The 24292-nt window shown below is 66.1% G+C and carries 22 protein-coding genes, 2 tRNA genes and 4 pseudogenes; 8 read left to right on the plus strand and 20 right to left on the minus strand.

What is annotated here, in order from left to right; translation table 11 throughout:
• Nucleotides 1-30: 30 nt before the first annotated feature.
• The 9 genes and pseudogenes from tatB to AUC69_RS09990 all read right to left on the minus strand — a co-directional run bounded on the left by tatB (nucleotide 31) and on the right by AUC69_RS09990 (nucleotide 10417).
• Nucleotides 31-501 carry a Sec-independent protein translocase protein TatB gene (tatB, locus tag AUC69_RS17980; RefSeq protein ID WP_069442029.1) on the minus strand — a complete coding sequence of 157 codons (471 nt, stop codon included), beginning with the start codon at nucleotides 499-501 and terminating at the stop codon, nucleotides 31-33.
• Nucleotides 502-568: 67 nt separating this feature from the next.
• Entirely contained in the window at nucleotides 569-817 is a 249-nt protein-coding gene (locus AUC69_RS09945) for a twin-arginine translocase TatA/TatE family subunit (protein WP_069442030.1), read from the minus strand.
• Between the two features lie 113 nt (nucleotides 818-930).
• Nucleotides 931-2112 carry an ABC transporter ATP-binding protein gene (locus tag AUC69_RS09950; RefSeq protein ID WP_244500199.1) on the minus strand — a complete coding sequence of 394 codons (1182 nt, stop codon included), beginning with the start codon at nucleotides 2110-2112 and terminating at the stop codon, nucleotides 931-933.
• An 89-nt stretch (nucleotides 2113-2201) separates the two neighbouring features.
• Complete coding sequence (scpB, locus tag AUC69_RS09955; protein WP_069442031.1) at nucleotides 2202-2885, minus strand: SMC-Scp complex subunit ScpB; 684 nt, start codon at nucleotides 2883-2885, stop codon at nucleotides 2202-2204.
• A gap of 412 nt (nucleotides 2886-3297) precedes the next feature.
• Nucleotides 3298-4043, minus strand: a pseudogene (locus tag AUC69_RS09965) (segregation and condensation protein A).
• 139 nt (nucleotides 4044-4182) lie between these two features.
• Nucleotides 4183-5232, minus strand: a complete 1050-nt coding sequence (gene nagZ / locus AUC69_RS09970) for a beta-N-acetylhexosaminidase (protein WP_069442033.1) — start codon at nucleotides 5230-5232, stop codon at nucleotides 4183-4185.
• Between the two features lie 47 nt (nucleotides 5233-5279).
• Nucleotides 5280-5477: an SPOR domain-containing protein gene (locus AUC69_RS19735; protein ID WP_425283528.1), complete on the minus strand. Its 198-nt coding sequence runs from the start codon at nucleotides 5475-5477 to the stop codon at nucleotides 5280-5282.
• A 1859-nt stretch (nucleotides 5478-7336) separates the two neighbouring features.
• Nucleotides 7337-9097 (minus strand): arginine--tRNA ligase, encoded by a 1761-nt coding sequence (argS, locus tag AUC69_RS09985; protein ID WP_069442036.1) that lies wholly within the window; start codon nucleotides 9095-9097, stop codon nucleotides 7337-7339.
• Between the two features lie 134 nt (nucleotides 9098-9231).
• A pseudogene (locus tag AUC69_RS09990) lies at nucleotides 9232-10417 on the minus strand (deoxyguanosinetriphosphate triphosphohydrolase).
• Nucleotides 10418-10509: 92 nt separating this feature from the next.
• Between AUC69_RS09990 and erpA the strand changes: the two are divergent.
• The 3 genes from erpA (at nucleotide 10510) to AUC69_RS10005 (ending at nucleotide 11998) form a co-directional block, all read left to right on the plus strand.
• The gene (gene erpA / locus AUC69_RS09995; RefSeq protein ID WP_069442037.1) at nucleotides 10510-10842 is read left to right on the plus strand and encodes an iron-sulfur cluster insertion protein ErpA; all 333 of its coding nucleotides are present in this window, start codon (nucleotides 10510-10512) and stop codon (nucleotides 10840-10842) included.
• Nucleotides 10843-10938: 96 nt separating this feature from the next.
• Nucleotides 10939-11718, plus strand: a complete 780-nt coding sequence (xth, locus tag AUC69_RS10000) for an exodeoxyribonuclease III (protein ID WP_069442038.1) — start codon at nucleotides 10939-10941, stop codon at nucleotides 11716-11718.
• Nucleotides 11719-11764: 46 nt separating this feature from the next.
• The gene (locus AUC69_RS10005) at nucleotides 11765-11998 is read left to right on the plus strand and encodes a hypothetical protein (RefSeq protein WP_069442039.1); all 234 of its coding nucleotides are present in this window, start codon (nucleotides 11765-11767) and stop codon (nucleotides 11996-11998) included.
• A gap of 155 nt (nucleotides 11999-12153) precedes the next feature.
• Here AUC69_RS10005 and AUC69_RS19740 read toward each other — a convergent pair.
• The 3 genes and pseudogenes from AUC69_RS19740 to ilvD form a co-directional block, all read right to left on the minus strand.
• Nucleotides 12154-12318, minus strand: a pseudogene (locus tag AUC69_RS19740) (tetratricopeptide repeat protein); the annotation flags it as partial.
• Nucleotides 12315-12689, minus strand: a complete 375-nt coding sequence (locus AUC69_RS10010; RefSeq protein ID WP_069442040.1) for an SEL1-like repeat protein — start codon at nucleotides 12687-12689, stop codon at nucleotides 12315-12317. The gene AUC69_RS10010 and the pseudogene AUC69_RS19740, both read right to left, overlap by 4 nt.
• Nucleotides 12690-12699: 10 nt before the next feature.
• Nucleotides 12700-14424: a dihydroxy-acid dehydratase gene (gene ilvD, locus AUC69_RS10015; protein ID WP_069442041.1), complete on the minus strand. Its 1725-nt coding sequence runs from the start codon at nucleotides 14422-14424 to the stop codon at nucleotides 12700-12702.
• 347 nt (nucleotides 14425-14771) lie between these two features.
• On the opposite strand from ilvD, the gene AUC69_RS10020 reads away from it, so the two are divergent.
• Genes AUC69_RS10020 through AUC69_RS17455 form a run of 3 tightly spaced genes read left to right on the plus strand, consistent with a single transcriptional unit; the run spans nucleotide 14772 to nucleotide 15555 of the window.
• Nucleotides 14772-15134: a hypothetical protein gene (locus tag AUC69_RS10020; RefSeq protein ID WP_141700729.1), complete on the plus strand. Its 363-nt coding sequence runs from the start codon at nucleotides 14772-14774 to the stop codon at nucleotides 15132-15134.
• A complete protein-coding gene (locus AUC69_RS10025) occupies nucleotides 15131-15418 on the plus strand; it encodes a hypothetical protein (RefSeq protein WP_069442043.1) in 288 nt (95 codons plus the stop codon). Before AUC69_RS10020 ends, AUC69_RS10025 begins: the two co-directional genes overlap by 4 nt.
• Nucleotides 15415-15555 carry a hypothetical protein gene (locus AUC69_RS17455; RefSeq protein ID WP_158008075.1) on the plus strand — a complete coding sequence of 47 codons (141 nt, stop codon included), beginning with the start codon at nucleotides 15415-15417 and terminating at the stop codon, nucleotides 15553-15555. The genes AUC69_RS10025 and AUC69_RS17455 overlap by 4 nt, the downstream gene beginning before the upstream one ends.
• 39 nt (nucleotides 15556-15594) lie before the next feature.
• Here AUC69_RS17455 and AUC69_RS10030 read toward each other — a convergent pair.
• From AUC69_RS10030 to AUC69_RS10045, 5 genes and pseudogenes are all read right to left on the minus strand, one after another.
• Nucleotides 15595-18324 (minus strand): annotated as a pseudogene (locus tag AUC69_RS10030) (valine--tRNA ligase).
• 76 nt (nucleotides 18325-18400) lie between these two features.
• Nucleotides 18401-18535, minus strand: a complete 135-nt coding sequence (locus AUC69_RS16325; protein WP_083239307.1) for a DUF2497 domain-containing protein — start codon at nucleotides 18533-18535, stop codon at nucleotides 18401-18403.
• The gene (locus tag AUC69_RS10035) at nucleotides 18532-19104 is read right to left on the minus strand and encodes a hypothetical protein (RefSeq protein ID WP_069442044.1); all 573 of its coding nucleotides are present in this window, start codon (nucleotides 19102-19104) and stop codon (nucleotides 18532-18534) included. The genes AUC69_RS16325 and AUC69_RS10035 overlap by 4 nt, the downstream gene beginning before the upstream one ends.
• Nucleotides 19105-19839: 735 nt before the next feature.
• Entirely contained in the window at nucleotides 19840-21309 is a 1470-nt protein-coding gene (locus AUC69_RS10040; protein ID WP_158008076.1) for a TolC family outer membrane protein, read from the minus strand.
• Nucleotides 21310-21476: 167 nt separating this feature from the next.
• Entirely contained in the window at nucleotides 21477-22157 is a 681-nt protein-coding gene (locus AUC69_RS10045) for a protein-L-isoaspartate O-methyltransferase family protein (protein ID WP_069442046.1), read from the minus strand.
• Between the two features lie 207 nt (nucleotides 22158-22364).
• Here AUC69_RS10045 and AUC69_RS10050 point away from each other — a divergent pair.
• Nucleotides 22365-22438 (plus strand) — tRNA-Cys (locus tag AUC69_RS10050).
• 22 nt (nucleotides 22439-22460) lie between these two features.
• Here AUC69_RS10050 and AUC69_RS10055 read toward each other — a convergent pair.
• Together AUC69_RS10055 and AUC69_RS17085 are read right to left on the minus strand one after the other, a co-directional pair.
• Entirely contained in the window at nucleotides 22461-22952 is a 492-nt protein-coding gene (locus tag AUC69_RS10055; RefSeq protein ID WP_069442047.1) for a DUF6790 family protein, read from the minus strand.
• 52 nt (nucleotides 22953-23004) lie between these two features.
• Nucleotides 23005-23277 carry a hypothetical protein gene (locus AUC69_RS17085; protein ID WP_244500201.1) on the minus strand — a complete coding sequence of 91 codons (273 nt, stop codon included), beginning with the start codon at nucleotides 23275-23277 and terminating at the stop codon, nucleotides 23005-23007.
• 167 nt (nucleotides 23278-23444) lie between these two features.
• On the opposite strand from AUC69_RS17085, the gene AUC69_RS10065 reads away from it, so the two are divergent.
• Nucleotides 23445-23520 (plus strand) — tRNA-Asn (locus AUC69_RS10065).
• A 228-nt stretch (nucleotides 23521-23748) separates the two neighbouring features.
• Here AUC69_RS10065 and msrB read toward each other — a convergent pair.
• Nucleotides 23749-24252 carry a peptide-methionine (R)-S-oxide reductase MsrB gene (msrB, locus tag AUC69_RS10070; protein ID WP_069442048.1) on the minus strand — a complete coding sequence of 168 codons (504 nt, stop codon included), beginning with the start codon at nucleotides 24250-24252 and terminating at the stop codon, nucleotides 23749-23751.
• Nucleotides 24253-24292: the final 40 nt, after the last annotated feature.

Below are 24292 nucleotides of genomic sequence, written 5' to 3' on the forward strand. Positions count from 1 at the left end.
GCGCCTTCGAGGCGTCGATATCCTCGTCGGTCACGGCTTCGGCTCCGCTTTGGCGCTGCGCTTGGCGGTAGTCTTGCGCTTCGCCGGGGTTTTGGCTTTCGCCGTGGCCTTGGATGCCGCTTTGGGCTTGGCAAGGGCTTCGCGCTTCGCAGCTTGCTTGGCTTTGGGCTTGGGCTTGGGCTTGGGCAGCGGCGGCACGATCGCCTCCTCGATCGCCGCGGGCGCGGGCGTCGGCATCATCACCGGCTTGTTAGTGGGCGCATCGAGATCGACGGTACCGCCCATGCCAGAACGGATCGCCTCGATATTCTTGCGGACCTCGTCGGCCTCGCTCTCCGCCATGGCCTCGTCGAATTGGCGCTGGAAGTCGGACGCCGCGCGCCGCAGCTTGCCGGCATAGAAGCCAAAGCTGCGCATCAGCTTGGGCAAGTCCTTGGGACCCACCACGACGATCGCCACCACGGCGACCACCAAAAGTTCCGACCATCCGATGTCGAGCATGAGCTTGGTTCAGGCGTTCCACGCAAGGGCCCGGCGCGCGGCCGAGGTTAGAACGAGCGGCCCGCGCCTAGCCCGACTTCTGCTTGCGCGGTGCTTTGGCGCGGGGGGGAGATTTGCCGGCCTTCGGCGTCGTGCGCTCGTGCTCGATCACCTTGGGCTCGGGCTCGGCCGCGTCATCGCCGTCATCGGCCATGCCGGTCTTAAAGCTCTTGATGCCCTTGGCAACGTCGCCCATCAGGTCGGAGATCTTGCCGCGCCCGAACAGCAGCACGAAGAGCACCAGCACGATCAGGATTTGCCACCAACTCGGTCCCATTCGACAGCCTCCAACGCGAGGGGCTTCGCGGCCCGGCGCGTGTCATTGTTCGGCGGCACTATGGCAGCAAAGGCGTACCGCTCGCAAGCGGGCCCCCTACCCCCAAAGACATACTAGGATGACGGCAGAGCCTCGCCGTTCTCGGCCGGAAAGATCAGGACCGCGCCGGCGTCGACGCTGATGCCGACCTCGGTCCCCCGCGCCGGCACGTCGGCTTCCCGCACCCGGGCCAGGATCGGCGCGTCGAACCCTTGCACGGCGACCTCGACCAGGCCGACATCGCCGAGAAAGCGCGTGTCGAGGACACGGCCGGGAGCGCCCTCCCCTTGGCCCAAGAGCCGCATGCCGCCCTGGCGCATGCAGACGATGACCTCGGTGCCGTCGGCGAACCCTTTGGCATCGAACGTGCCGAGCGGCGTCGGGGCGCGGCCCTGTTCGATCCGCGTCGTCACCTCGTTAAGATCGGAGAAGGTGCGCGCGGCGAAAATATCCGTGGGCGCGCGGTAGAGCTCCGGTGCCGTTCCCGTCTGCACCACGTGACCTTTGCGCAAGAGCGCCACGCTGTCGCCCATGCGCATGGCCTCCTCGGCGTCGTGGGTGACGACGATGCAGGTGGCACGGGTCTCGTGAAGGATGGCGAGCGTGTCCTCGCGCATGGTCTCCCTGAGACGCGGATCGAGACCGGAGAACGGCTCGTCCATCAGCAGCACGCCGGGCCGCGGGGCGATGGCGCGGGCGAGCGCCACACGCTGCTGCTCGCCGCCGGACAGAATATGCGGATAGTCGCCGGCATATTGGCCGAGGCCGACACGCTCCAGCGCCGCATGCGCCTCGGCGCGGCTTGCGCCTTGGTCAGGGGATCGCAAGCCGAAGGCCACGTTGTCGAGGATCGTCAGATGGGGAAAGAGCGCGAAGTCCTGGAACATGAGGCCCACGCCGCGCTTCTCCGGCGGCACGAAGCGATTGGGGACCGGCGACCTCCTGATCGTCGATGAGCACGCGGCCGGCGCTCGGCCGCTCGCGCCGGCGGCGATCCTGAGCAGAGTGGTCTTGCCGCAGCCCGAGGGACCGAGAAGGCACAACACCTTGCCGGGCGGCACGTCGAGGCTGACGCGGTTGAGCGCGAGCGTCTCGCCATAGCGGCGCGATACGTCGTCGAAACGGAGATGCGCGGCGAAGGTGACCGCCGCCTTGCCGTGGCGGGCGGGCACGCTGGTCTTGCCGCCGCTCCTGTTGCCGCCGTGACCGGGGGTCTCGGTTGGGGGCCGCGTCCGCGCCTTCAGGAAGTCAAGCATGGGGCTGTCTACGCGACTGCCGGGCCTTCGTGCAACTTTCGTGGCGTCGCGGGCGCCTCGAAACCTTGCGCCTCGGGGGACTTGAGGCCTTACGCCTCGGGCTGCTCCGCGTCCGGCGCGTCGTCGTCGTCCTCGTCCTCGCCCGCGCCCAACGGCTCGTCCTCGAGCGGCTCCTCGTCCTCGCGCAGATCGGGCGCGTCATCCGGGTTCGGCATGGAGAAGCCGGGGGGCAGATTGGAATCCAGCAGACCGGCGCCCTTGAGCTCGGACAGGCCGGGCAGGTCCTGGATCGCCTCGAAGCCGAAATGCTCCAGGAAGGCGGTCGTGGTACCATAGGTCACCGGGCGGCCCGGGGCGCGGCGGCGGCCTCTGAGCTTGATCCAGCCGGTCTCGAGCAGCACGTCGATGGTGCCCTTGGAGGTGGACACGCCCCGGATCTCCTCGATCTCGGCGCGGGTGACGGGCTGGTGATAGGCGATGATGGCCAGCGTCTCCAGGGCGGCGCGCGACAGGCGGCGCTGCTCCACGGCCTGGCGCTCGAGCAGGAAGGACAGGTCGTCGGCGGTGCGGAACGCCCATTTGCCGGCGACACGCACGAGATTGACGCCGCGCCCGCCATAGAGGCCTTGCAGCTCCTCGAGCAGCGCCTTCACGTCCTCGCCCTGGCCGAAATGCCGGGCGAGCTCCGCCTCGTCCAGAGGCTCCGGCGCGGCGAACAGGAGCGCCTCGACGATGCGCAGCTTCTCCCGCCGGTCCGCCGAGGGCAGCGCCATCACATTGGACGGCAGCGGGAGCACCGGCGCTGGGCGCGGCGCCCTGCTTGTCCTCGTCTGCCGCCATCTCGACTACTCTCTCCACTTGATTACCCGTCATTTGCGACCCCGCCTTGGAAGTTTTTGTCTTTGTGTGCTCCGCCGCCGCCGCCCGCATGGCCCGATCGAGCTTGAGCAAGGTGGACCCGCCTTTCGCCTCGCCGCCCGCCTCCGACAGCTTCGATATATCGGACAACAGCGCGGTCAAGGCCGCTTGGTTTTCCCTTGCCTCTCAGGGGCCCGCGTCTCTTCCGGCATATCCCGATCAAGTTTCGATGGCGAAATTTTGGGTCTCGGCATGATGAGCCTCTCAGCGCTGTGGCGTCCGGTACGCACGAGCCGGACCGCGCGGCCTGGCTCACGTCCACGCAACTCACGCGGCCTGTCCGCGACGGCGGACCAGCAGCGGCGCAAACGACTTCGACTGACGAATTTCGAGCGCGCCCTCCCGGGTCATCTCCAGGGTCGCGGTAAAACTCGCGCGAGCGCCGTGCGGCGAAGCTCCGGCTCCACCAGGAACTCGGCCAGCAGCTGATCGAGCGGCGCCCAGTCGCAAGCGATGCCGAGCAGACGCTCTAGCTCGTCGCGCGCCTCTTTCAGCGACCAGACGGTGCGCTTCTCCATGTGCAGCGTGCGCGACACGTTGCGCTGACGCTGCTGGGAATAGGCCTTGAGCAGATCGTAGACATTGGCCTCGTATTGACTGTTCTTCGTGACCCGGATGGGTTCGGGCAGGCCGCGCGGAAACACATCGCGGCCGAGCCGCTTGCGCGTCATGAGCTGGGCGGCCGCGTCGCGCATGGCGTCCAGGCGCTTCAGCCGGAAAGCGAGCAGTGCGGCAAGCTCCTCGCCCGAGGGCTCGCCCTCTTCGGACGGCTCGGCCGGCAGCAGGAGCTTCGACTTGAGGAAGGCGAGCCACGCCGCCATGACGAGATAATCGGCGGCGATCTCAAGGCGCAAGGCCCGCGCCTCGGCGATGAAGTCGAGATATTGCTGGGCGAGCGCCAGCACGGAGATCTTGGCGAGGTCGACCTTCTGGGTGCGGGCCAGCGCCAGCAGCAGATCGAGCGGGCCGCCGAAGCCTTCCACATCGACGATGAGCCGGTCGCCCGGCCCGATCTCGAGGCGGTCGTCCTCCCAGTCGGCGCCGCGCTCTGCTCGCGCGGGGCTTCCGCCTCGGCCGGCGCCTGCGGCTCGCCTTGCGGCTCGTCTTGGGGCTCGCCTTGCGCGCCTTCGGTCATCGGGGTCTCGCCGTCGTTCATGCTTGCACCGTCGGGTCGGCGCCGAGGCTCGCCACGCGCGTTGCGGCGGCTTCGCTCACCAAGGCCATGGCTTCCATGGGATCGAAAGGCTCGGGATCGTGCAGGCAGGCCCGCGCGGCGGCGAAGCGCTTCGCAGCTTCGCCCGCGAGCAACGGCACCGCACCGGCGACCTCGATCATCTCGTCCAGGGCGCCACTACAATGGAGCACGACATCGCAGCCAGCCTCGAACACGCCAGCCGTGCGCTCCTCGAACGAGCCCTCGAGGGCCTTCATGCCGATATCGTCGCTCATCACCAAGCCGGTCAGTCCCATCCCCTCACGAATCACTTGTCCCATTATAACGGGCGAGACGGTCGCGGGGCGCCGCTCATCGAATTGGGGCAGCAAAACATGGGCGGTCATGGCCAGCGGCGCGTCGCGTAACGCATGAAACGGGCGGAAATCGACGGCCTCCAGCTCCTCCCGCGAGACGTCGATCCGCGGCAGCGATTTATGGCTATCGGCTTGCGCCCGGCCATGTCCCGGCACGTGCTTGATGACGGGCAGCACGCCGCCCGCCAGCATGCCGTCCATGACCGCGCGGCCGAGCGTGGCGACCACGTCGGGGTCCGTCGAGAAGGCGCGATCGCCGATAATGTCGTGGGCACCTTCTTGTGGCACGTCGATGCAAGGCGTGCAGTCGACATTGATATTGAGATCGTGAAGCTCGGCGGCCATCAGCCTGGCGCCGGCAAAGGCGGCGCGCTTGGCCGCCTCGGGGTCTGCCGCGTAGAGATCGCCGTAGCAGCGTTGGGGCGGCATGGCCCGCCAATGGGGCGGGCGAAGGCGCTGCACGCGCCCGCCTTCCTGGTCGATGAGGATGAGAAGCGCGTCGCTGCCGACCGCCGTCTTAAAGTCGGCGACGAGCGCGCGGATCTGGTCGGGGCTTTCGACATTGCGGGCGAACAGGATCAGGCCGCACGGACGCTCGGCCGCGAAGAATTCGCGCTCAGCATCCGTCAGGACGGTGCCGGCGCATCCCGTGATGAAGGCTTTGCGATCCACGTCGCCGGGCTAGCCCTGACGCCGCCTGCGGTCAAGCGTCCTGATGGCTATTGCGTCGCGACGAAACAGTCGGTGCCTGACGCCTTCAGATCGCCGCAGAGCTTGTAGGCTTCCGACTTGCTGTCCATCGGGCCAACGCGCAAGCGATACATGGTGCCGCCGCTGACAGCGACCTTCTGCACCATCGGCGGATATTTGCCGAGCAGGCTCGAGTTCTTCTGCTGGATATCGGCGTAATTCGCCAGCGCGTCGGTCTGGCTCTTATGCGCCCCGACCTGGACGACATATTTGGTGGGTGCGGCGGGCGCGGGCGCGGCGCACGCGGCGGACCTGCGGCGCGGCGGCGACCTGCGGCGCGGCCGCGGGTGCCGGAGCTGCCGCTGGGCTGCCGGGCTTCTTGCGGCGCGGGTACCGGCATCACGGCGCCTTGCGCGGCGGCCGTGGCGGCGTTGGCAGCGTTTGTGGCGGTATCGACCGCGGCGGTGGCGGCCGCACCGGCCGCCTCGGCGACCTCGGCTGCTGCCGGCGCCTCGACCGAACCGTCAGGACGTACGACGAGCGTCTTCACCTTGCGGGGACCGCCGTCTTCGGCCGTGTCCACGGCCTGCGTGGTCGCCGGATTGGCGAGATCGGTGGTGGCGACAGGCGCCGGGAGACCGGCCGTGTCGGTCGCCGGCGGCAGAGCCGGCACCGCGACGTCTTCCTGACGCGGCACGATGCGTTCGCCTTCGGCCACATCGCCATTCGTCAAACGATCGTATATGAGCTTGTTTTTATTTGGAAATTCCTTGCCGCCCGGATCGTCTGGCGCGGCCTTGACCGGGCGGGCGTCGGCCTGAACGATGGGCGGCTGCTCGCTGCCCATGCCGCCGCCGCTCTGCTTATAGGCGTAAGCCATGGCGCCACCCAAGGCGATGGCGCCGAGCAACGCACTGCCGACCATGAAAGCGCTGCGCCCCTTGAGGCTCGCCAGTTTCGAGCGGGCTGCTGCCGGCGGCAGGGCATGGCTCTCGTCGAGGAAATCCGCATCGGACCGGTCGGTCTCGTAGAACGGCTCTGGCGCGGGCACCGGGGCCGGCTTCTGCGCGCCGCCGAGAGCAATCTGCGGCGGCTGATCGTACACCGCATCGAATGCCTGCAACTGACGCCGCGGATCGCCCTGCTGGGGCTGGTGCCTTGCGGCGCGTAGGACTGCTGCGGCGCTTGCGGCTGATAGGACTGCGGCGCGTGGCGCGTGTCCTGAGCCGGCGTGGCCATACGGAAATCCGGCGTATCGTCGCCGGCGGGCTCGAAACGCGGGTCGGACGCGGCATGACCCGGCGCCTCGTCATAGCCGAAGTCGGATGATGCCTGGTAATCGGGCTCGGGGAACCCTGCGTCACCCTGATCGCCGAAGCTCGCATCGGCAGAGCCTGATCGTCGCTCGCGCCCTCATCGAAGCTCGCACCGGCATTGCTGAAATCGGGGAAGATGGAGTCCGGGAAATTCGGATCGGCGTTGCTCAGATCCGGAATTTCCTGACTCGGCGTCCCAGCGCCGCTGCCGTAGCCCGATTGCGGATAGCTCTGCGCGGGGGCTTGCGGCTGGTAGTGCTGATTACCGCCATAGGCCTGCGGCTGATATTGGGGCTGCTGCGGCTGCTGCGGCTGATAAGCCGGCGCCTGTTTTGGCTGACGGGTTTGAGGCTGATGGCTCTGGGGCGCGGGCTGCGCGGGGCGCTGCTGAGGGGCCGGCTGCGGCGCGGGCTGATTGGCGGGATAAGGGGCGTAGGCTGGCTCGGGGGCTTGCTGCTGAGGCTCAGGGGCGCGCGTGACCGGCGTGTATGTCGGCATCTGGGTAAAAGCCGGACCGCTGTTTCCGAAAATCGAGCGTTGTCCGATATTTGGTTGCCCGGGCCGATCCGCTCCTTGAACCATGTAAGGTACCTCACTCTTCTGGGTGTTTGCCGCATTCACACCCCAGGACTGGCTACCCGGAGCATTCAGGGCGTTCTGCCTCTCGGCAAAATCTGATTCAAATTCAGGGGATCGACCGGCTTGCCCGCCGAGCCCGCTAGTACGCGTGGACATGGTTACTTCCCTCGAACCACCCCTGCCCTGGCCGGCTAATGCAACTCGTGCACGGCTTGAACCCCGAGGATCCCCAAACCCAGTGCCAAGACCCGCTGAGTGGCGGCCACTAACGCAATGCGAGCACGGGTTAACTCTCGGTCACTTTCGTAAATAAAACGTAATTGTGGCAAGTCTTTGCCTCTGTTCCAAAGACCATGAAAGTCTCCGGCAAGATCGTAAAGATAGAATCCGAGGCGATGAGGCTCATGTGCTTGGGCTGCCCCCTCGACAATGCGGGGGAATTGCGCGATGCGGCGGATCAACGCGATCTCGGCATCGTCGTTCAGCCGATCCAGGTCAGCACGCGCCAAATCACTCCCCCCGACGTCGAGGTCCTCAAACATCTCACGCACATTACGCAGAACCGAACTCGCCCGGGCATGGGCGTACTGGACATAGAACACCGGATTGTCCCGCGACTGCTCGGTGACCTTGGCGAAGTCGAAATCGAGCGGCGCGTCGTTCTTCCGGTAGAGCATCATGAAGCGAACCGGGCCCGCGCCCACCTCGTCCACGACATCCCGCAACGTCACGAACGTCCCGGCACGCTTCGACATTTTGACAGGCTCACCGGCGCGAAACAAGCGGACCAGCTGACATATCTTAACGTCGAGATCGGCCTCGTTTTCGGTGAGCGCCGCGAGGGCCGCGCCCATGCGCTTGATGTGGCCGGCATGATCGGCGCCCCAGACGTCGATCATGGACTTAAACCCGCGTCTGAACTTGTCGCGGTGATACGCGATGTCGGAAGCAAAATATGTGTATGACCCGTCGGATTTGATGAGCGGCCGGTCCTGGTCGTCGCCGAATTCCGTGGCGCGGAACAGCAACTGCTCGCGGTCCTCCCACTCCTCGTCGACCTTGCCCTTGGGCGGCGGCAGACTTCCCTTGTAGATCAGGCCCTTGGTCTTAAGGTCGGCGATGGTCGCGGCGACCTCGTCATGGCCGCCGTCGGTCAGCGAGCGCTCGGAGAAGAACACGTCGTGGCGAATGCCGAGGCTCGCCAGATCGTCCTCGATCATGGCGAGCATGGCCTTGAGCGCGGTGGCGCGCACGAGCGGCAGCCACTCGGCCTCCGGCATGTCCAGAAGGTCGCGGCCGTGATTGCTGGCGAGGCTCTCGCCGACCGGCTTCAAATAGTCACCGGGATAGAGCCCTTCGGGGATGTCGCCGATGTCCTGCCCAAGCGCCTCGCGGTAGCGCAAGAACGCTGAGCGCGCGAGCACGTCGACCTGCGCGCCCGCATCGTTGACGTAATATTCGCGGGTGACGTCATAGCCGGCGAAGGCGAGCAGATTGGCCAGCGCGTCGCCGAACACGGCGCCGCGGCAATGGCCCACATGCATCGGACCGGTCGGGTTGGCCGACACGTATTCGACGTTCACGGCCTCGCCCTTGCCGATGGCGCTTCGCCCATACGCATCACCCTGCTCCAACACCATGCGCAGCACGCTCGGCCAGAATGCACGGGAGAGTGTCAAGTTGATGAAGCCGGGTCCGGCGATCTCGACCTTGTCGATGCCCGGATCGGAGGCGAGCATCGGCACGATGCGCTCGGCGAGCTTGCGCGGCGGAACGCCGGCGGGCTTGGCCAGCACCATGGCGGCATTGGTGGCGAGGTCGCCGTGGGTCGGGTCCTTGGGCGCGCTCAAGGTGATACCCTCGACGCTCGCGTCGTCGGGCACGACGCCGTCATGCTTGAGCTGCTGAACGGCCGCCAAGACGTGACCGTGAAACCCTACGAAAACGTCCATGGATGCTCCGGGAAGACTTTTCTGCGCATGATCTTATCGGAAAACCGGTGACCACTTTTCCGGATCATGCCGTTTCGCGCATGATCTTATCGGAAACCGGGGACCCCTTTTCCGGATCATGCGTGAGCGCGCGACTATCGCAAATCCGGGGTGGCGTCAAACAGGCGGCGATGCTCGGCAAGGGCGTAGCGGTCGGTCTGCCCGGCGATGAAGTCGGCGATATGACGGGCGTATTCGCGCGTGCCGTGCGCCGGCGCCTGCTCGCGCCAATCCGGCGGCAGCGCGCCCGGGTCCGACGCATAGCGGCCGAACAGCTCCACGATCACGTCCTCCGCCTCGCCCATGATGCGCATGACCCGCTCATGGCGGTAGACGCGCGTAAAAAGAAAGCCGCGCAAGGCGTTGAGATCGTCCTGCATGGCGTCGGAGAACGCGACCACGGCGTGGCCGGCGTGGCGCACATCGTCGGCGCTTTGCGGTCGAAGCGCCGCAAGCCGCGCGCTCGTCTCGGCGAGCGCGTCGTTGACCATCGCGGTGATGAGCCGGCGGTTGACCTCGTAAAGACGCCGCGGCCCCTCGACGCCGGGATAAGCCGCATCGACCTCGGCGAGCAGGCGTCCGGCGACCGGCACCTCGGCGAGCTCGGCGAAGGTGAAGCAGTCGGCGCGATAGCCGTCGTCCATGTCGTGATTGTTGTAGGCGATGTCGTCGGCGAGGGCTGCGGCCTGCGCCTCGAGGGAGGCGAAGCTGGCGAGGTCCAAATTCTGCTTGGCGCAATAGGCGAGGATGGGCTCGGGCACGGGCTCGGCTCCAGCCCGTAGCGGGCCGTTATGCTTCACTAGGCCCTCGAGCGTCTCCCAGGTGAGATTGAGGCCGTCGAAGCTCGCGTATTTCTTCTCGAGCTCGGTGACGACGCGCAAGGATTGGGCATTGTGGTCGAATCCGCCCGCATTCGCCGTGGCGGCATCGAGCGCGCGCTCGCCCGCATGACCGAAGGGCGGATGGCCGAGATCGTGGGCGAGCGCCAAGGCCTCGGTCAGATCCTCGTCGATGCGCAAGGTGCGGGCGAGCGCCCGGGCGATCTGTGCCACCTCCAGGCTGTGGGTGAGCCGCGAGCGGAAGTGATCGCCCTCGTGATAGACGAAGACCTGGGGTCTGTAGTTGAGGCGGCGGAACGCGGTGGAATGGAGAATGCGGTCGCGGTCGCGCGCGTAAGGCGAGCGGGTCGGGCTCGGCGCCTCGGGGATCGAGCCGCCCGCGGCTCGTGCGCTCATCCACGGCGTAGGCCGCGAGATTTCGCCTGTCCGGCGGCGCCGCCATCCACTGCGTCAAATCCCGCTCACGGTTGCGGCCTTGGCTGATTGACAACTCCCTTGTTCGTCCCAATCTTATCGATAGGAGCTATACCCATCATGAGCGAACCGTCCATCACCTTGAGCGAGCGCGCCGCGAAGCGCATCAACGAACTCGTGTCCGAGGACGCCGCCGCGAGCCTGTTCCGCGTCAGCGTCGAAGGCGGCGGCTGCTCCGGCTTCCAGTATCATTTCGAGCTGACGAGCGACACCGCGCCCGACGATATCCTCATCAAGCGGGACGGCGCGACGGTGGCCATCGACCCGGTGTCGGCGGATTTCGTGCAAGGCTCGGAGATCGACTTCGTGGACGAGTTGATCGGCGCCCATTTCAAGATCACGAACCCGAACGCCACCGCCTCGTGCGGCTGCGGCACCAGCTTCTCGATCTAACGTCCTCTCCCGCGTCATTGTCATTCCCGCGACGCCGGGAATCCAGTACTCACCGGACTCGGATTATCGCTGAGGCCCACGTCACTGGATCGCCCCATGAAGATCGCCACCTGGAACATCAACGGCGTCAAGGCCCGCATCGACACCGCGACCACCTGGCTCAAATCCGAGTCGCCGGACATTGCCTGCCTGCAAGAGATCAAATGCATGGACGAGGCCTTCCCCACGCACGCCTTCGAGGACCTCGGCTACAACGTCGCCGTCCACGGCCAGAAGGGCTTCAACGGCGTGGCGTTGCTATCGAAGCTGCCCTTCGACGAGGTGACGCCGGGTCTCGCCGGCGACGCGGAGGACGTGCAGGCGCGGTATCTCGAAGGGGTCGTGTCGGTTCCGTCGGGGGTAGTGCGGGTGGTGAATATCTACCTGCCCAACGGCAACGGCGCGCCGGAGAAATTCGCCTACAAGCTCGCGTGGATGAACCGGCTCAAAGAGCGGGTGAAGGCGCTTCTCGCCTTCGAGGAGCCATTGGTCGTCGCCGGCGACTACAACGTCATCCCCGCGCCGGAGGACGTCTACAATCCAAGCGCGTGGATGGACGACGCCCTGTTCCGCCCCGAGACGCGCGCGCATTTCCAGGCGCTGCTCAATCTCGGGCTGACGGACGCGTTCCGGGCCTGTCACGACGAGCCGCACCGCTTCACCTTCTGGGATTACCAGGCCGGCGCCTGGCAGAAGAATCACGGCCTGCGCATCGACCATCTGCTGTTGTCGCCGCAAGCCGCCGACAGGCTCATCGCGTGCGAGATCGACGCCACGCCCAGGAGCTGGGAGAAGCCGTCGGATCACGTGCCGATCGTGGCTGAGTTGTCGCTTTAGGCTAGAAGCCGCCGACGCCGTCGGACGAGGCGCCGAAGCCACCGACATGCCCATGGCGGCCGGCGGCACGACGTCGACCGGACCGAGCTGCGGCTCGGACACGGACAGCGACGGAGTCGCCGGCTTCGCCGCGGCGCGGGCGGGCGGGGCGGCGACCCGATCTTCCTTCTGGGTGATCTTGGCGGCGGTCGCGGTCGGCCGCCTGGCGCCGCCCAATTGCGGCAGCAGCGCCTCGGCATCCTTGCGGGTCATGTTATCGGCGTGGGCGAAGGCTTCCTGATAGAGCTGCCCGATCCACGGCTCGCGGCCGCTCGCCTTGGCGTTCTCGTTGGCGAGCGTCAGCAAGGCAAGGCCCCTCGCCGGCCTTTGGCTCACGCCCTCGCCGCGCCACAGCAGCTCGCCGAGGACGGCTTGCGCGCCGGCATGCTGCTTGCGCGCGGCCATGGAGAGCCAGTTGGCGGCGATGGTCGAATTCTTCTCAACGCCCGTGCCCGAAAGATAGAGCCGGCCGAGCTGGTACTGCGCCTCGGCATTGCCGAAATACGCGCCCGCATGGCGGAACAGCCCGACGGCGTAGTTGGGATCGGGGCGCAGCGTCATCGCGGGGATGCCGCTCGAATAATATTGGCCGAGGGCGACGAAGGCCTCGCCGACATATTTGGCGATCGGGCTCGACGACGGAATCTCCGCATATTGATCGGCGATATGCTGGAAGTAGTAGAACGCTTGGCGTCGTCCTTGGGCACGTCGCGCCCCGAGGCGTAGAGACGCGCGAGCTTGAGCTGGGCGCCGAGCACGCCGCGCTTGGCGGCATATTCGAGCGCGGGCACGGCGGAAGCCAACTCGCCCGACTTCATGGCGCTGGCGCCCTGGCGATAGGCTTCCGTGGCCGAGGCGTAAGGCGGCGGCTCATCCGCGCCGACGACACCGGCCGGCGTCAGGATAATGAACGCGGCCAGCGCGCTCCCCACTGTGGATGCGCTAAATATCGGCATAGCACGACGCTTCCGCAGCTCCGCCCGGATGGGTCACGGCGCCGGTCCGTGCCGGCCCCACCTCGTTGGCGTATTTCCACAAATACCCGCTCCGCACCGACTTCTCGGGCGCCCGCCAGTCCTTGGCGCGCGCCGCCAACTCTTCGGCGGAGACTTCGATATCGATGATGCCTTCCTCGGCATCGAGCACGATCATGTCGCCGTCGCGCACCAGCGCGATCGGACCGCAGGCCGCCGCCTCTGGACCCGCATGGCCGACACAGAAACCGCGCGTGGCGCCGGAGAAACGTCCATCGGTGATGAGCGCAACCTTGTCACCCATGCCCTGGCCGTAGAGGGCCGCGGTGGTGGACAGCATCTCGCGCATGCCGGGACCGCCCTTGGGGCCCTCGTAGCGGATGATGATGACGTCGCCTTCGGCATATTTCTTGGTGCTCACGGCAGCGAAGGCCGCCTCCTCACTGTCGAAACAGCGGGCCGGGCCCCTGAATTTCAGGTTCTTCATGCCGGCGACTTTGACGATGGCGCCCTCCGGTGCGAGCGATCCCCGCAGACCCACCACACCCCCCGTGGGCGATAGCGGCGCGTCTGCAGAACGCACGACATCCTGGTCCGGGTTCCACTTCACCTTGGAAAGATTTTCCGCGATGGTGCGGCCGGTGACCGTCAGGCAATCGCCGTGCAGGTAGCCGTGGTCGAGGAGGGTTTTCATCAGAAGCGGCACGCCACCAGCCTCGAACATATCCTTGGCGACATAACGGCCACCAGGTTTCAAATCCGCGATGTAAGGTGTCTTTTTCATGACCGCGGCGACGTCGAACAGGTCGAACTCGATGCCGCACTCATGGGCGATGGCCGGCAGATGCAAGGCCGCGTTGGTGGAGCCGCCCGAGGCGGCGACCACGGCGGCGGCGTTCTCCAGCGCCTTCTTCGTGACGATGTCGCGCGGCCGGATATTGAGGGCGATGAGGTCCATGACCTTCTCGCCGGCCGTCATGCAGAACTGGTCCCTGATCTCGTAGGGCGCGGGCGCGCCGGCGGAATAGGGCAACGCCAGGCCAATGGCCTCGGACACCGTGGCCATGGTGTTGGCGGTGAATTGCGCGCCGCAAGCCCCGGCCGACGGACAAGCGACATGCTCCAGCTCGTCGAGATCCTCCGAGGAGATATTGCCGACGGAATATTGGCCGACCGCCTCGAACAGGTCTTGCACGGTGACTGGCTTGCCGCGGAACGAGCCCGGCAGGATCGAGCCGCCATAGATGAAGATCGACGGAACGTTGAGCCGGCACATGGCCATCATCATGCCGGGCAGCGACTTGTCGCAGCCGGCGAGCCCGACCAGGGCGTCGTAGCAATGGCCGCGCATGGTGAGCTCGACGCTGTCGGCGATGACCTCGCGAGACGGCAGCGAGGACTTCATGCCCTGGTGGCCCATGGCGATGCCGTCGGTGACGGTGATGGTGCAGAACTCGCGGGGCGTGCCGGCGGCGGCGGCCACGCCCTGCTTCACGGCTTGGGCCTGGCGCATCAGCGCGATGTTGCACGGCGCCGCCTCGTTCCAGCAGGTGGCAACGCCGACGAAGGGCTGGTGAATCTGCTCGCGCGTCAGCCCCATCGCGTAATAGTAGGAGCGATGCGGGGCGCGGGATGGCCCCTCCGTCACATGCCTGCTCGGCAAGCGGGACTTATCGAACGTCTTTGCGTCCATCTACCACTTCCGGCGACGCATCGATCAGCCGACGGGTCATCCGCCGCCGCTCAAAACGTCTAGCCGGGTCGCTCCCTGGCCCCGCCCCCCCTCGCATTTCGACTGCGAGTGTCTTCCGTGGCCAATGATCCTCTAACTGACGCCGATGTCCCAAAGTTTTATGGCGCAAACGAGGCGCAAATACCTCAGTCTGTTGTAATTTTGATACAGTTGCAAAGATTCTGGGCGCGCCCTGCTAGAATGCCCAAGACTCTCTGCCTCGCGCCCAATGTTGCGGCACGTCTCGCGCTTGATAATTGTCTTAAAATCGTCATCTAGACAGCTGTCAGCTACTCTCGAGGCTTGGAATGTTGAAGTCCCCCTCGGCCCCGCCGGATACCCCCCTGCCCGACCCGAAGCGGCCGACTGGACCCTACCGCCCGTTTACATGCGACCCAGGCTGGAGCGAGGCCTGGTGGTGGCTCGGGGTGCCCGTGCTGGTGGCGCTCTTCACCATCGGCAGCTACCAGCTCGACCCTGCCTGGTACATGCGCATCGTGATCCCGGAGGGCTACGGCATTCTCGAAGTGTCTCACTTCATCCTGCCGCTCCTGGGCCTCCTCATCGCCGGGGGCTTGCTGCTCCTGCCCTTCGTGCGCGCGCGCTCCTTCACCTGGTCCGTGGCGCTCGTGGGCGCGCTGGCCTGCATCTACATCGCCGGCGAGAGATGAGCTGGGGCCAGCATTTCTTCCACTGGAACACCCCGGAATATTGGGCGGCGGTGAACCGGCAGGACGAGACGAATTTGCACAACACCTTCGATATCTTCGAGAAGACGCCGCGCCTGATCCTGGAGCTCGGCATCTTCGTCGGCGGCTTGCTGGTGCCGCTCGCTGCCGTCTTCTGGCCGTGGGTACGCGCCAACCGCTTCTCGCTGTTTCTGCCGGCGGCGGCGCTCGTGCCGACGCGCTCGGCGTGGCCTTCTTCAAGAGCGTCGACAAGCTTCAGCAGGTGAACGCGATCCCGCACCTGCTACAGCGGCCGGCCGAGACCATCGAGACCTATCTCTACTTCTTCATCTTCGCCTATCTGCTGGTCTTCGCCCGCCGCATCAAAGAGCTGGAAGTGGCCGAAGGCGTGATCCGCAAATAAGGGCGTGCCCGGCCAAGGCAGGCGGCGCCAGGCCGACGGCTATAGCGCCTCGAGGCGCTTCAGGGCCTGCTCGAGCTTGACGGCGGTGGCTTCGGCGTCCGTCTTCCGCTCGCGCTGCTCCTCGACCACGTGCTCGGGCGCGCGGGAGACGAATTTCTCATTGGCGAGCTTCGCGTCGATCTGCGCGATCTCGGATCCGATCTTGTCGATCTCGCGCTTCAGGCGCTCGGACTCAGCGCCGATATCGATGACGCCGGCGAGCGGCATGGCGAGCGTCGCCTCGTCGAGAACGATCTGCACCGAACCCGGCGGCGTCTGGCCGAAGTCCAGCGTGTCGATGCGCGCCAAGCGCTTCAGGGTCTCGTCATGGGCGGCGGCGCGCGCCTTGGTCGCCGTCGGCGCGCCGGCGATCACCAGCGGCACCTTGGCGCCGGCCGGCACGTTCATCTCCGCGCGCACCGAGCGCACCTCGGTCACGAACTTGATGAGCCAGCCGATCTCGGCGTCGGCGTCGGCATTCTGCACCCCGAGATGGCTCGGCCATTCCGTCAGCATGAGCAGGTTATCGCGCCGCTCGCCTTTCGGCATGCGCTTGGCCCACAGCTCCTCGGTGACGAAGGGCATGAAGGGATGCAGCAGCTTGAGCGCGTGATCGAGCACGAAGGCGGCCATGGCGCGGGTCTCGGCCTTGCCGGTCTCGTCCTCGCCCATGAGGACCGGCTTGATGAGCTCCAGATACCAGTCGCAGTAGATGTGCCAGATGAAATGATAGATGGCACCGGCGGCCTCGTTGAAGCGGAAGGCTTCGAGCGCCTCGGTGACGGCGGCGGACGTGCGCTCGGCCTCGCCGGCGATCCACTTGTTGACGGTGAGCGTCGCGGAGGCGGATCGAAACCGGACAGCGGCACGCAGTCGTTCATCTCGGCGAAGCGCGAGGCGTTCCACAGCTTGGTCGCGAAATTGCGATAGCCCTCGACGCGGCTCCCCGAAAGCTTGATGTCGCGCCCCTGGGCCGCCATGGCGGCAAGCGTGAAGCGCAGCGCATCGGCGCCATAGGTGTCGATCAGCTCAAGGGGATCGATGACGTTCCCCTTCGACTTCGACATCTTCTGGCCCTTCTCGTCACGGACCAGGGCGTGGATGTAGACGGTGCGGAAGGGCACCTCCTCCATGAAGTGGAGGCCCATCATCATCATGCGGGCGATCCAGAAGAAGATGATGTCGAAGCCGGTAACCAGCACGTCGGTCGGATAGTAGCGCGCAACTTCCGGCGTCTTGTCGGGCCAGCCCAGCGTCGAGAACGGCCACAGGCCCGAGGAGAACCACGTGTCGAGCACGTCCTCGTCGCGCTTGAGCGGCACGTCCTTGCCGTAATGCGCCTTGGCCGCCGCCTTCGCCGCCGCCTCGTCCTCGGCGACGAACAGCTGCTCGTCCGGCCCGTACCACGCGGGGATCTGATGGCCCCACCAGAGCTGACGAGAGATGCACCAGGGCTGGATGTTCTCCATCCAGTGGAAATATGTCGACTCCCAGTTGCGCGGCACGAAGGTGGTGCGGCCGCGCTTCACCGCCTCGATGGCGGGCTTGGCGAGCGTCGCTGCGTCCACATACCACTGGTCGGTGAGATAAGGCTCGATGACGGCGTTCGAGCGATCGCCGTGCGGCACCGCATGAACGTGGTCCTCGATCTTCTCGAGCAGCCCCTCGCCTTCCAGCCGATCGACGATCATCTTGCGCGCGGCGAAGCGGAACACGCCGTTGAATTCCAGAATCGTCGCTTGGAGTTGCGGCGTCAGGTCGACACCCTGGATGAACTCGGGATTGGGCTGCAAGATCAGCCGGGCATCCTTGCTCAGCACGTTGATCATGGGCAGGCCGTGGCGCTTGCCGACCTCGAAATCGTTGAAGTCGTGCGCGGGCGTGATCTTCACCGCGCCAGAGCCCTTCTCGGGATCGGAATATTCGTCGGCGACGATCGGGATGCGGCGGCCCACGATCGGCAGGATCACGTTCTTGCCGACGAGATGGGTGTAGCGCTCGTCCTCGGGATGCACGGCGACGGCGGTGTCGCCGAGCATGGTCTCGGGCCGCGTGGTGGCGACGACGATGAAGGTCGACGGATCTTCCGGATCGAAGGTCACGCCCTCGATCGGATAGCGCAGATGCCACAGATGCCCCTTGGTCTCGATCTGCTCCACCTCGAGATCGGAGATGGCGGTCAAGAGCTCCGGGTCCCAATTGACGAGGCGCTTGTCCTTGTAGATGAGCCCAGCGCGGTGCAATTCGACGAAGACCTTGCGCACGGCCTTCGACAGACCCTCGTCCATGGTGAAGCGCAGCGCGACCAGTCGCATGACGCGCCGAGGCGCTTCAACTGTCCGACGATGGTGTTGCCGGACTCTTCCTTCCACTGCCAGATGCGCTTGATGAATTTTTCGCGGCCGAGCGCCCTGCGGTTCGGCTCCTGCCGCTCCATCAATTGCCGCTCGACCACCATTTGCGTGGCGATGCCGGCATGATCGGTGCCCGGCTGCCACAGCACGTCGCGGCCACGCATGCGCTCGAAGCGCACTGAGCACGTCTTGCAGCGGTGTTGTTGAGCGCGTGCCCCATATGGAGCGAGCCGGTGACGTTCGGCGGCGGGATGACGATGGTGAAGGGCCGCGCGCCCTCGCGGTCGCCGCGGCCGGCGGCGAAAGCGCGCGCGTCTTCCCAGGCGCGATAAACGTCGCCTTCGAAATTCTGCGGTTGGTAATTCTTATCGAGCATGACGCGGGCGGTTGGCGGAAAGGGTCGCCGCGCGTCCTACGCTCTAGCGCTCCGCACTGTCAACTTTTGCTGGGTTTCAGTCCTGCTGGCGGAACGCGTTCGGGTCGAGCTCGTCCTTCAGCGCGGCGGTGACCATGCGCGGCATGTTCTCGTCAAGCCATTGACGAAGCATGGGCCGCAGCATGTCCTTGACGCTGTCTTCCAGCGTCATGGACGCGCCCTCGGGCTGGTGATGGCCGTTGGCGTGCGCCGCGACGGGTACGGGCTCCGGCTCATAGGCCGGTTCATAGGCCTGCTCGGACTCGGCGGCCTCGTCCTCTTGCCAGGCCGGCTCGTCGCTCGGCCAGAAAGCGGCCTTCTCGGGCTCCGGCTCGGCTTCGGGCTCGCCGCCTCGAACTCGACCAGCTCCTCGGTTTCGCTGACGACGGTCATCTCCACCTCGGTCAGCACCAACTCGGCCTCTGGCTCGGACTCCGCCTCCAACTCTTGGGCGGGCTCCTCGAGCTCTTGTGCCTGATCGGCCATGAGCTCGAAGGTCTCGTCCTCGGGCTCCGCTTCCATCTCGGGATGAGTCTCGGCATGCGCCTCGGGCGCTTCCATGGGGATCGCCATGGGAATTTCCGTGGGCCCGGGCTCCGGCTCCGCCACCGGCTCCGAGCCGGGCATGAAGGTGGGAGTCGGCATGGATTCCGGGGTCATGGCTTCCGGAGTCATAGCCTCCGGCTGAGGCGCCGCCTGAAACTGGAAGGGCTCGGCCTGGGGCGTGGTCGACGTCGGCACCTGGCCTGCCCGCAGCGCGGCAATGGCCCGCTCCAGGGCCGTCGCGGCTTCGAGGCCTCGCCGGAAGGCTGTGGCGCGGCTGCCGGCGGGGCCTGCGGCGGCATGGGAGCCGCCTGGGGCACCGGCTGAGCCGGCGGCTGCGGCGCGGCCTCTTGGACCGGCGGGGCCGGCGGAATAAAGGCTGGGGCTTCGTCCTGCGGCACAGGCTCGGGCGCCGCTCGGACAGAACCATCGGTTCGGCGCTCGCCTCCTCGGCCATCGGCGCGGCGTTCACCGGCTCACTCAGAGGCTCGTCCTCATCGACAAGCTCGAGACCGCCAAGCTCGGCCGTCAGGTCGAGGATCTCTTCTTCCTCGTCGACCTCAATGGCGCCACCACCACTGCCGCTCAGGACGCGGGCAATGTCATCGATGATCTGGCTGTCCGCCTCGCCCTCGCCCTCGAGGGGCTCTTCGTCCTGCTGGGCCTGCGGGGTCGCGTTCTGCCCCCGTGTCTGACCCGCGTCATCGTCTGTAATGATCCGACGGATGGAGGCCAAAATTTCCTCCATTGTCGGCTCAGGAGCGCGCTCGGTGCTGCTCATGACTTTGTCCCTCGCCGCCTCTAACTGACAATCACCCGGCGGTGTACACCAGGGTCACCCTTAGGCAAGAGTTTAACACGATGTTAAGAGCCAAGTCTCGATTTGACTGGCTCATTGCCCTCGATGGTTAACGCGTAAGCCCCCGCAAGGGTTCAGTTATCGGCGAGCGGAGGGGCTGGCGGACGCAGGCCGAACCACTTGTTCTTGACGATGTCAAAGTGCTCGATCGGATCGTAATAAGGCACTGGCAGCCCAAGCGTTTGTGCGTCCATGCGGCCGACCGCCGCGTAGAGAGAATATTCCGCCACCACCCGGTCACGAAGGGCCGAGACGAGGCCAATCTGCGAGTTCAGCAGTTCGCGCTGGGCGTCGAGGACGTCGAGCGTGGTGCGTTGGCCCACCTTCTCCTCCTCGCGCACGCCGGTCAGGGCGATCTTGTTGGCCGAGACCGCGGATTCCGCGGAGCTGATGGCCGGTCCCGACGACTGGAGAATGCCCCAGTTGGCGATGACATCGGCATGGACGCGCAAGCGCGCATCCTCGACCTCGCGCTTCAGCTGGTTGTTGGTTTCCTTGGCCTGACGCACCCGGGCCGCGACGCCGCCACCCTGATAGAAGGGCACGTTGAGACGCCCGGTGACCGTCGTCGTCTCGATCTCGTCCAGCGACGAGCTCTGGTCGAAGCGCTTCTCATATTGCGCCTCGAGCGTCACCTCGGGCAGCAGCTCGCCCATGATCTGCTCGACGGCGTAGAGCGAGGCCTCCTCGGTGTAGACGGTGGAGAGGATCACCGGATTCTCACCGTCACCGAGGGTCATGGCCTCGTCGAGAGTCTGGGGAAGCAAATGGCGGATCGACGGGGGCGTCTGCAAATTGCCGGGCGGATGGCCGACGACTTGCTCATAGGCGGCGCGGCTCGTCTTCAGATTGGCTTGCGCCCCGGCGAGCGTGGCGAGCGCCTCGGAGCGGCGTGCCTCGGCTTGGGCTGTGTCGGTGCGCGTCACCTCGCCGACCTCGAAGCGGTCGCGCGTGGCTTTCAACTGCTCCGACAGCACGTTCACGTCGTTCTCGCGCAACCGAACGATGGCTTGGTCGCGCACCACGTTGACATAGGCGGTGGCCGCATCGAGCAAGACAGTCTGCTCCACGCTGCGCAAGGCCTCGCGTTGCGACTGGACTTGCGCCTTGGCCTCGCGGATGGCGTTGAGATTCTGGAAGCCCTCGAACAGCGGCTGGGAAAGCTGCAAGGCGTAGCCGCGCGGATGGGTCACGCCGTCGGTGGTGAGGCCGCCCGAGCCGATGTCTAGCGCGCCGAGCCCGCCCCGGTCGCTATTCTGATTGACGTAATTGGTGTCGGCGCTGCCGCCGATATTCGGGCGCAAGCCCGACTTGGCGAGCGCCACCTGCTCATCGATGGCCCTGAGGCGGGCACGCTCGGCATTGAGAACGGGATTGACGAGATAGGCGTCGGCCAGCGCCTGCTCCAGCGTTTCGGCCTGCGCCGGAGCACCGAGAAGCATAGCCGCGAGCATGGCAACGGCAACAGCAGCCCCACCACGCAGCCGCCGCGAAAAACTCGCGCAGCACGACGGATCGCGCCTGCCCTGAACACCAAGCAGCACTACAAATCTCCCGCAGTCAGCGACGCCCCCCGCCCTTCCTGCACCTTGAAGCATAGAGCACCGCGCCGCCGAAGGGATACCCAGGAACGCCGCAGCCCACAGGATTCGGCAAAAATCTCAAGGCACTGTGGGATCGGCGCAACAGTGGCGAAAGGCCATATCGACAGCTAGAAGACGAAGGCCGGCTCCGGCGCGACACCCGGCAAGGGGCTCGCACCCGCGTCGAAATGCGCCACGCCGCGCGCCTCGCCATCGACGCGGACGAACAGATTGGCTTTGCCCTGCTGCATGTTAGGCGCGGCGGTTATCACGGCGACGAGCCTGCCGCCTTCCTTCAGCTGGGACAGGAGAGCGTCCGGCACCTCGGACACGCTGCCTTCGAGCACGATCACGTCATAGGGCCCTGCGGCCGGCCAGCCGGCGGCGAACGGGCCCTCCACCATCTCGGTATTGCGCAGACCCAAGCCGACAAGATTTGCCGCGGCCGCCTTGGCCAGCGCCGGCTCGGGCTCGAGCCCGATCACGGTGGCGGCGAGGCGCGCCAGGATCGCGGCCGAGTAGCCCGTCCCGCAGCCCACATCGAGAACCTTGTCCTTAGCCTCGACCTCCGCGAGCTGGATCAGCCGTGCCTGGACCATGGGGGCGAGGAGAAAACGCGCCGGCGCCCCTTCCCGCGCCGGAAAAACCTCGATGGCCTCGTCCATATAGGCGAGCCGCTCGAAGGCCGGCGGCACGAAGCGCTCGCGCGGCAGCGTGCGCATGGCGTCCAGCAGACCTTTGTCAGTGACTTGGTTGGGGCGGAGTTGGCACTCCACCATGGCCATGCGCCGTGCCTCGTAACCGGTCATGCTCGCGTCATCCTCTTTGGGCCTGTGTCGCTTTTTGGGCCTGTGTCGCGATTAGGATCGCACAGGGCGCGCCAGTGCAAATTGATTGGAACTTTCGATCAGTATGCCTGCAACCGTGTGACGAATGCGATTGCCAAACATGCCGCGGGCGCGCGCGCACGAGAGGCTTGGACATTCTCGCATTTGAGATTAGAACCCTGCCCGACTGGCCACGTGGCGGAGTGGTGACGCAGCGGACTGCAAATCCGTATACCCCGGTTCGATTCCGGGCGTGGCCTCCATACCCTGACTTCGCGTTCATCCTCACGACTCCCCCTGCCCTCGCATGCCGCCACAGCGGTAGTGAAGATAGAGCAGCAGCAGCAGCCATAGCGCGACGAAGCCGTCGGTGAAGATCATCAGGAAATTATACGGCGCGTAATTGCCGGCGGTGACGGTCTGATAGACATGTCCGCCAGCGGCGCCGAGCATGAACAGGGACCAGCCCAGTCCCGTGGCCAGCCAGAACAGGCCGCCGATCCACAGGCACAAGAATCCGAGCACACCCCAGGCGCCGTCATGGACGCCGACCTCGAACTGGAACGGGCTCGGCGACCAGCCGATCGCCTTGGCGGCCTCGTCCGGAAAGAAGACATGGGGGATGAAGCCGAAGAGGAAGCCCATGACGCCGACGCGATGAGGAGCGCATAGAGCAGCAGGATGCGCACGATGCGCGCCTGGTGCGCGGCGCTTGGTGACCGCCAAATGGACCAAGGGCAGCACGATGCTCAGGGCGACGATGAAAAAGCCGATCATGCGAGCCCCCTGCCGTCCCCCGACGCGCCTTTTTTTGAGTCCCTAGGCTTGCTCACTCTGCCTTCGGCGGGGAGTCCGCGTCAACGGGCGTGGCCTTGCGCTCTTTCCGGCGGTGCCACCACACGGTGAGCTGACGCCGCCAGCGGCGCACGACCGGCAGATCCACCGACAGAACGAAAAAGCCGAGGGGGATCATCCAGAAGCCGAGCACCGGCAGGAAGCCCAGGAGGCCGCCGGCCACCAGCAGGATGCCCATGCCGAGCCGCACGGGCTTCGAGCGCGGCAGATGCAGATGACCGTTGAACAGGCGGACCTTGGGGGCCATGCGCTTCCCGGGGTTCTTGCGGGCGGATGCCGGACATAGGCGGTTCGAGCGGGCGCGGCAAGCGGGCGCATTTTGGTCGGCTCGCGCGCGCGTAAAGCGCTGGAAAGCCTGCCGACCTTTTGCTATCTAGCGGGTCAGCGCCGCTTGGGAGCCCAAGCGCGCCCTGCTCCCCGGTAGCTCAGTTGGTAGAGCAAGCGGCTGTTAACCGCTGGGTCGCTGGTTCGAGTCCGGCCCGGGGAGCCAACTCACCCAAGCTCAATTTTTGTGATGGAAGTCCCTGCCGCCGCGAGCGAAAGGGTCATTCTCGACCCCTTCACCCCCGTACCCGTACGGCGGGCGGGATACGCAAAACAGCTCCCGCCAAGGGTCCAGAACGCGGCCGTCCCAGGATGGTTCCACACCAAATTCTGATGGAGATCAGGGACGCCGACCGGCGGGGCGCGGGCCCTGTCTGGGAGCGGCGCGAGGCGTCTAGGCGGGGACGAACTTCATGGCCACGCCGTTCATGCAGTAGCGCAAGCCCGTGGGTTTCGGGCCGTCGTTGAACACATGACCGAGATGGCCGCCGCAGCGGCGGCAATGGACCTCGTCGCGCAGCAGGCCGAAAGACCAGTCCTGGCTCGTCTCGACGGCGCCCTCGATGGGCGCATAGAAGCTCGGCCAGCCCGTGCCGGATTCGAACTTCGTCTCCGACCTGAAGAGCGGCAGATCGCAGCCGGCGCAAACGAAGGTGCCAGCGCGCTTCTCTTTGTTGAGCGGGCTGGTCCAGGCGCGCTCGGTGTCTTCCTCGCGCAGCACGGCATATTGCTCGGGCGTCAGAATCTTGCGCCACTCCTCTGGAGTCTTGGTGACCTCGAAATGTCCGTCGGTGGCGGCCGTGGCTTCGCCGCCCTGCCATTTGAGCGCGGCGATGCCGGCCGCCGCGACGGCGGCGACACCGGCCGTGCCCAAAAGAATCTCTCGTCGCGTGATCATGTCGGCTCCTCATGCGTTATGCCCATGCCGGCAGCGCCAA

Source organism: Methyloceanibacter superfactus (assembly GCF_001723305.1).
Taxonomy (GTDB): domain Bacteria; phylum Pseudomonadota; class Alphaproteobacteria; order Rhizobiales; family Methyloligellaceae; genus Methyloceanibacter; species Methyloceanibacter superfactus.

Excerpts from the sequence above, each read along its gene's own strand:
- AUC69_RS10055 (WP_069442047.1), bottom strand. The coding sequence starts at position 22,952 with ATGATCGGCTTTTTCATCGTCGCCCTGAGCATCGTGCTGCCCTTGGTC.
- scpB (WP_069442031.1), bottom strand. The coding sequence starts at position 2,885 with ATGGCGCTGCCCTCGGCGGACCGGCGGGAGAAGCTGCGCATCGTCGAG.
- xth (WP_069442038.1), top strand. The coding sequence starts at position 10,939 with ATGAAGATCGCCACCTGGAACATCAACGGCGTCAAGGCCCGCATCGAC.
- AUC69_RS09945 (WP_069442030.1), bottom strand. The coding sequence starts at position 817 with ATGGGACCGAGTTGGTGGCAAATCCTGATCGTGCTGGTGCTCTTCGTG.
- tatB (WP_069442029.1), bottom strand. The coding sequence starts at position 501 with ATGCTCGACATCGGATGGTCGGAACTTTTGGTGGTCGCCGTGGTGGCG.
- msrB (WP_069442048.1), bottom strand. The coding sequence starts at position 24,252 with ATGATCACGCGACGAGAGATTCTTTTGGGCACGGCCGGTGTCGCCGCC.
- ilvD (WP_069442041.1), bottom strand. The coding sequence starts at position 14,424 with ATGGACGCAAAGACGTTCGATAAGTCCCGCTTGCCGAGCAGGCATGTG.
- AUC69_RS10005 (WP_069442039.1), top strand. The coding sequence starts at position 11,765 with ATGCCCATGGCGGCCGGCGGCACGACGTCGACCGGACCGAGCTGCGGC.
- AUC69_RS09950 (WP_244500199.1), bottom strand. The coding sequence starts at position 2,112 with ATGCTTGACTTCCTGAAGGCGCGGACGCGGCCCCCAACCGAGACCCCC.
- AUC69_RS10045 (WP_069442046.1), bottom strand. The coding sequence starts at position 22,157 with ATGACCGGTTACGAGGCACGGCGCATGGCCATGGTGGAGTGCCAACTC.
- AUC69_RS17085 (WP_244500201.1), bottom strand. The coding sequence starts at position 23,277 with ATGGCCCCCAAGGTCCGCCTGTTCAACGGTCATCTGCATCTGCCGCGC.
- argS (WP_069442036.1), bottom strand. The coding sequence starts at position 9,097 with ATGGACGTTTTCGTAGGGTTTCACGGTCACGTCTTGGCGGCCGTTCAG.
- erpA (WP_069442037.1), top strand. The coding sequence starts at position 10,510 with ATGAGCGAACCGTCCATCACCTTGAGCGAGCGCGCCGCGAAGCGCATC.
- AUC69_RS10025 (WP_069442043.1), top strand. The coding sequence starts at position 15,131 with ATGAGCTGGGGCCAGCATTTCTTCCACTGGAACACCCCGGAATATTGG.
- AUC69_RS10020 (WP_141700729.1), top strand. The coding sequence starts at position 14,772 with ATGTTGAAGTCCCCCTCGGCCCCGCCGGATACCCCCCTGCCCGACCCG.
- AUC69_RS16325 (WP_083239307.1), bottom strand. The coding sequence starts at position 18,535 with ATGACGCTGGAAGACAGCGTCAAGGACATGCTGCGGCCCATGCTTCGT.